The organism is Kocuria sp. p3-SID1428 (assembly GCF_025149945.1).
GTDB lineage: Bacteria > Actinomycetota > Actinomycetes > Actinomycetales > Micrococcaceae > Kocuria.
On record NZ_JALXVH010000085.1, the window covers coordinates 1 to 6193 of the forward strand.

General features: G+C 71.1%; 6 protein-coding genes. 1 reads left to right on the forward strand and 5 read right to left on the reverse strand.

Going from position 1 to position 6193, the window contains the following annotated elements; translation table 11 throughout:
• Positions 1–175 precede the first annotated feature (175 nt).
• The 5 genes from M3E84_RS12200 to M3E84_RS12220 form a co-directional block, all read right to left on the reverse strand.
• Entirely contained in the window at positions 176–496 is a 321-nt protein-coding gene (locus M3E84_RS12200; protein ID WP_053446804.1) for a putative quinol monooxygenase, read from the reverse strand.
• Between the two features lie 34 nt (positions 497–530).
• The gene (locus tag M3E84_RS12205; RefSeq protein WP_259896536.1) at positions 531–2201 is read right to left on the reverse strand and encodes an amidase; all 1671 of its coding nucleotides are present in this window, start codon (positions 2199–2201) and stop codon (positions 531–533) included.
• The gene (locus M3E84_RS12210) at positions 2192–3706 is read right to left on the reverse strand and encodes an NAD-dependent succinate-semialdehyde dehydrogenase (RefSeq protein ID WP_259896537.1); all 1515 of its coding nucleotides are present in this window, start codon (positions 3704–3706) and stop codon (positions 2192–2194) included. The genes M3E84_RS12205 and M3E84_RS12210 overlap by 10 nt, the downstream gene beginning before the upstream one ends.
• Positions 3707–3856: 150 nt before the next feature.
• Positions 3857–4531, reverse strand: a complete 675-nt coding sequence (locus tag M3E84_RS12215; RefSeq protein WP_259896539.1) for a histidine phosphatase family protein — start codon at positions 4529–4531, stop codon at positions 3857–3859.
• A 62-nt stretch (positions 4532–4593) separates the two neighbouring features.
• Entirely contained in the window at positions 4594–4725 is a 132-nt protein-coding gene (locus M3E84_RS12220) for a hypothetical protein (protein WP_259896541.1), read from the reverse strand.
• Between the two features lie 75 nt (positions 4726–4800).
• On the opposite strand from M3E84_RS12220, the gene M3E84_RS12225 reads away from it, so the two are divergent.
• A complete protein-coding gene (locus M3E84_RS12225) occupies positions 4801–6180 on the forward strand; it encodes an NAD-dependent succinate-semialdehyde dehydrogenase (protein ID WP_259896542.1) in 1380 nt (459 codons plus the stop codon).
• The last annotated feature ends 13 nt before the right edge of the window (positions 6181–6193 follow it).

Below are 6193 nucleotides of genomic sequence, written 5' to 3' on the forward strand. Positions count from 1 at the left end.
TCCACGTGGCCAGTCGATGCAGGCGACGGGGCCGGCGCAGCTCAGCAGGCGCTGCCGATCATGCCAAGGCCGCGGAAGGCGTGGACCACGCACAGCAGGATCACGAGCGCGACCGAAGCGCGGCAGACTCAGAGTACGCCCCTGTGATGCGCGTCACTACCCATGGCGGCGTGAGTCAGTCGACCTTGATCTCGCCCATCTCGCCCCAGCCGTCGGCGCTGATCTGCTCCGAGATGATCTGCGGGGTGGCGGTCAGGTACTGCGGGAACTCCTGCTGCATCTTCTGGAAGTGCTCGGAGTTCACGTGGGCCTCGGCGGCGTCGTCGTCGAAGCCCTCGACCAGGACGAACTCGTTGGTGTCCGCCACCGAGCGCGACCAGTCGAAGAACCGGTTGCCGGGCTCGGCGCGGGTGGCCTCGGTGAACTCGCGGGAGATCTCCGGCCACTGGGCCGAGTGCTCGGGCTTCACGGGGAACTTCACGACGATGAAGATCATGGGGTTTCCTTCTGCGGTGGGGCGGGTTCGGGGATCACGCTATCGCACGGAAGCGCTCCTGGGGCGGGGCGGCCAGGCACTCGCGGAGGGCTGGGTCGAGTCCGGAGGTGATCCGGTCGGCGAGCACGAGCAGTCCGATCTCCGCACCGGGCCGGCCGATGAGCTGGATCCCCATGGGCACCTGAGCGCCGGTGACCTCCGAGCGCACGATCGTCGTGGGGACGACGACGGCGGGCAGTCCGATCACATTGATCAGCGAGGTCCAGGGGGTGTAGCGGCACTGGCGCTCGTAGTCCTGATCGGCGGAGGCGGGATCGGTGGGCTCGAAGCCCTCCCACCACCAGCCGTGGGGCCTGGGTGTCTGGGCCAGCGCCGGGGTCATCACGACATCCCAGCGGTCCCAGTCCTGCAGCGCGCGGCGCTCTATGTCCCGCAGCGTACGGATGGCTCTCACCAGATCAGATGCCGTGCGCTGGCCCGCGCGGCGGCGGTACTCCTGCGCCAGCCCGGTGAGTAGCGGCTCCTGCTCGGGACTCAGCGGCGCAGCGCCCACGGAGGCGGTCCACAGCTGGAAGAAGGCCTCCGGGTAGGCGGGGTCGTGGCGGATGTCGGCGTCCTGGACGTCGTGGCCCGCTGCGCGCAGGACGTCGACGCCCGCCTGCAGAGCCTCGGCGGCCTGCGAGGACACCGGCGTGGGGTGCGCGGCCTCGAAGGCCGAGGAGATGCTCACGCCGATCGACAGCGACCGGCTGCCCCACGGCGGCTCGCCCTGCTGCGCAAGCCGCACGGCCTGCTCCGCCGGCCCCGGCCCGGCAGGAAGGTCCGGCGGCGGCCCCGCAGCCGCCCCAGGGGCCGCTGAGCTCTCCGGCGACAGCCCGGACGACGGCGGCCCCCACGGATCCCGCGCAGCCGCAGCCCCCGGCGAGCAGACGGGTCGGAAGCTGCGATTGTCCCCGACGGCTCCGGGTGCGGGCTGGGTGAGGCCGTCGAAGACCAGTGCGGCATCCAGGGCCGTGCGTGCGATCGGCCCGTTGACGGCGAGCATCCCGTGATCGCGCAGACCGTCTCCGGTGGGCACCGTGCCGCGGCCGGGCTTGAGCCCGATCAGCCCGCAGGCGGCCGCGGGGATGCGGATGGAGCCGCCGCCGTCGGAGCCCACGGCAGCGGGGATGATCCCGGCGGCCACCGCGGCGGCCTGCCCGCCGGAGGAGCCCCCGGGATCGGCCTGCAGGTCCCACGGATTGCGGGTCACCGGTCCCAGCAGGTTCTGGCTGTAGCAGTTGAGCCCGAACTCGGGCACCTGGGTCTTGCCCAGCAGCTGCGCGCCCAGGGCGCGATGCAGCTGCGCGGTCTCGTCGTCGGCCTCCGCGACCGGCGCGCAGTCCCGCCCCTCCGCGGCCACGGCGCGGGAGCCCGAGGTCGTGGGCTGGCCCTGGACGTCGTGCAGGTCCTTGAGCGGCATGGGCATCCCGTGCCAGCGTCCGCGCTGCGCGGCAGGCAGGGCGTCCAGCGCGGTGGCGCGCTCGTCCGCCGCCTCCCCAGACTCCAGGTGCACGAAGGCGCCCAGCGCAGGGCCGTGCTGGTCCGACTCCGCGGCGCGCGCCCGACGCAGTGCGGCAGCGGCCACGTCCCGGGCAGAGGCGCGACCGCCCTGCAGGGCATCCTGCAGGGCGGTCGCGTCGGTGAGCGGGAGGCTCAGCTCCACGGGTTCTCCATGCCCATGTACTGGACCTCCGTGTACTCCTCGATGCCCTCGGCTCCGCCCTCGCGGCCCATGCCGGACTGCTTGATGCCGCCGAACGGGGTGGCGGCATTGGAGATCACGCCGACGTTGAGCCCCAGCAGTCCGAAGTCCAGTCGATCGCCGATGCGATGGGCGCGCTTGAGGTCCTCGGTGAAGACGTAGGAGGCCAGGCCGTACTCGGTCGAGTTGGCCAGGGCCACGGCGTCGTCCTCATCCGTGAAGGTGAGGATCGGGGCGACGGGGCCGAAGATCTCCTCGCAGGCCGCACGGGCGTCGCGGGGGACGTTCGCCAGGACGGTGGGAGCGTAGAAGTAGCCCTTCTCGCCGATGCGCTCGCCGCCGGTCAGCACCGTGGCGCCGCGCTCGACGGCATCGTCCACGAACGAGGAGATGGACTCGAGCGCCTTCTTCTCGATCAGCGGACCGACCTCCGAGCCGTCCTCGGTGCCGTCGCCGACCTTCTGGGCGCCGATGGCCTCGGCCAGGCGGCGGCCGAACTCCTCGGCCACGGACTCGTGGACCAGCATGCGGTTGGCGGAGGTGCAGGCCTCTCCCATGTTGCGCATCTTGGCGGCCAGGGCACCTGCCACGGCCTTGTCCAGGTCGGCGTCCTCGAAGACCAGGAAGGGCCCGTTGCCGCCAAGCTCCATGGAGGTGCGCAGCACGTTGTCCGCGGCGGCCTTGAGCAGGTTCTTGCCCACGCCGGTGGAGCCGGTGAACGAGACCTTGCGCAGGCGCTCGTCCTGCATCAGCGGCTCGGAGATGGAGGAGGCCGAGGCCGAGGGCACGACGCTGAGCACGCCGGCGGGCAGACCGGCATCCAGCATGATCTGCGCGAAGTACAACGAGGTCAGCGGGGTCAGGCGCGCGGGCTTGAGCACCATGGTGCAGCCGGCGGCGACCGCGGGGGAGATCTTGCGCGTGGCCATGGCCAGCGGGAAGTTCCAGGGCGTGATCAGCAGCGCCGGACCCACGGGCTTGTGGCGCACGACCATCCGCAGGTTCCCCTCCGGGGTGTCGGCGTAGCGGCCGTAGTGGCGCACGGCCTCCTCCGAGAACCACCGCAGGAACTCGCCGCCGTAGGTGACCTCTCCCAGGGCCTCCGCGAAGGGCTTGCCCATCTCCAGGGTCATCAGCAGCGCCAGGTCCTCCCGGCGCTCCTGGACCAGGTCGAAGGCGCGGCGCAGGATCTCCGCGCGCTCGCGGGCCGGGGTGCGGGCCCAGTCCTCCTGTGCGGCCGAGGCCGCGTCCAGCCCGGCCAGCGCGTCCTTCTCGGTGCCAGAGGCGACGGAGGCCAGGACCTCGCCGGTGGCGGGGTTCTCGACGTCGAAGGTCTCGCCGCCGGAGGCATCGCGCCAAGTGCCCTCGATCAGGATCCCCTTGGGGGTGCGCTCGAGCAGATCGCGGATGATCTCCTGGCGCTGGTCGGGCGAGGCATCGGCGAAGGAGGACTGCGAAGCGGTCATGGAGTACAGCCTTTCGACAAAGTGAGCGCGCCGGTTCGCGGGCAGGATTCCTGGGCCGTCAGCCGGTGGGCGCGGATTCAGCTGATCGCTGTGTTCTGCCTCTCAGCCTAGGGGGTCTCGCTGACAGCACAAGGCTCCCCGGAGGAGGTCTCATCCCTTGATCTCGGAAGGATCCAGGGGCTCGGCGGCGGGGCCGTCGTCGTCGGAGTCCACGTCCTCGGGTCCCAATGAGGCGTCCTGCCAGCTCAGCGCCGTCCAGGTGCTGCCATCGCCCTCGATCACGACCACTCCGGTGTTGCCCAGTCCCTCCCGCGCAACGAACGCGGGGCTGAGGTTCCAGCAGCGCGAGGCGCTCCAGGCGCGGATCATGGCGCCGTGCGAGAACAGGGCGGCCGTCTGCACACCGGAGTCCAGGACCTCCTGCACGACCTCGTCGAAGCGGCGCAGGACGTCGTGACCGTCCTCCCCGGAGCCGGGAACTGCCTCGTGCATCCGGCCCTGCCCCCAGCCGAACACCGTGCTCAGGTAGGTGCGCACGGAGGCGTCGTCGCCGGCCATCTCCAGGTCCCCGGCTCCGATCTCGCGCAGGCCCGGGCGGATGGCGGGCTCGAGGCCCAGCGCGTCGGCCAGCGGCCGAGCCGTGAGCTGGGTGCGCACGAGGCTCGAGGCGTAGAGGGCTTCGATCCCAGCGCCGGCCAGGGCCTCCGGCAGCGCCTCCGCCTGCTGCCGGCCGAGCTCGGTCAGGCCCGGGCCGGGCTCGCCCGTGTCCAGCAGGCGCTGCACGTTGGACGGGGTCTGGCCGTGGCGGATCAGGTAGAGCCTCATGGCGGGCGGGGTCCTCTCGTCGGTGGTCGTCTCCACTCTACGGAGCGGGCCCGGCCGCGGGCTCAGCCGTCGCCGCGGCGCTGCAGGGCCGCCTTGAGCTCCTCCTCGGCCTCCGGGCCCGGGCGGATGCCGCGCGACAGCATCCCGGAGTTCGCCATGGTCCATTGGACTCGGGTGATCGTGATCTGGAGCACATTCCCTGTTCAGCCGACTGCGAATCCTGGGGCGGCTCCATGGACCGAGCCCAGGCCGCTCCCTAGGTTGGACCCATGACTGATTACGCCGTAGTGAATCCGGCCGACAACCAGAAGGTGCGCGAGTTCGAGGCGCACACCGACGATCAGATCCGCCAGATGCTCGACCGCGCCCATGCGGCGCAGCAGGCCTGGCGAGAGACCCCCATGCGCGAGCGTGCGGAGACCATGGCCGCGCTGGCCTCGCTCTACCGCAGCCGCAGCCGGGACCTGGCCTCGACCCAGGCCCGCGAGATGGGCAAGCCGCTGAGCCAGGGCATGGCGGAGATGGAGCTCGTGGCAAGCATCTACGACTACTACGCCGAGAATGCGGAGTCGTTCACGAAGCCCGAGGAGTACCAGGCCAGCACCGGCGGCACCGCCAGCGTGGAGCTGCAGCCCACGGGCACGATCCTGGGCATCATGCCGTGGAACTACCCGCACTACCAGGTGGCCCGCCTGGCGGCGCCGAACCTGATGCTGGGCAACACGATCCTGCTCAAGCACGCGGCCATGGTCCCCGAGTCCGCCCAGGTCCAGGAGGACCTCATGCGGGAGGCCGGGTTCCCGGAGGGCGTCTACCAGAACGTCTTCGCCTCGAATGAGCAGATCTCCGACATCGTCATCCCGTCGCCGGTCATCCACGGCGTCTCCGTGACCGGCTCCGAGCGGGCGGGCAAGTCGGTGGCCGCGACCGCGGGCGCGAATCTCAAGAAGGTCGTGCTCGAGCTGGGCGGCTCCGATGCCTTCATCGTCCTGGACGACAAGGACATCGACCGCGTGGCCAAGGAGGCCGTGTTCGCCCGCGTGAGCAACAACGGCCAGGCCTGCACGAACTCCAAGCGCTTCATCGTGGTGGAGGAGGCCTACGACGCCTTCGTGGAGGCCTTCGCCCGCCGGGTGTCGGAGATCGAGCTCGGCGATCCGCAGGACGAGGGCTTCTTCCTGGGCCCGCTGGTCACCACCTCGCAGCGCGACGAGCTCGCCGAGCAGCTGAAGGACGCCGTGGACAAGGGCGCCAAGGTCGAGGCCGGCGGCACGGTCCCGGACCGCGACGGCGCCTGGATCGAGGCCACCGTCCTCACCGGCGTCACCCCGGACATGCGCGCTTACTCCGAGGAGCTCTTCGGCCCGATCGGAGTGGTCTACAAGGTCCCGGACGCCAACGCCGCGATCGAGCTGGCCAACGACTCCGCGTTCGGGCTGGGCGGCATCGTCTTCGGCTCCGACGTCGAGCATGCCACCGAGGTCGCTCGGCAGATCGAGACCGGCATGGTCTACGTCAACGGCCAGGCCGAGACCGCCCCGGACCTGCCCTTCGGCGGCGTGAAGCGCTCCGGCGTGGGCCGCGAGCTCGGCCCCTGGGGCATGCGCGAGTTCGCCAACACCAAGCTGGTGCACACGCCGAAGGCCTGATCCTCTCGGCCCT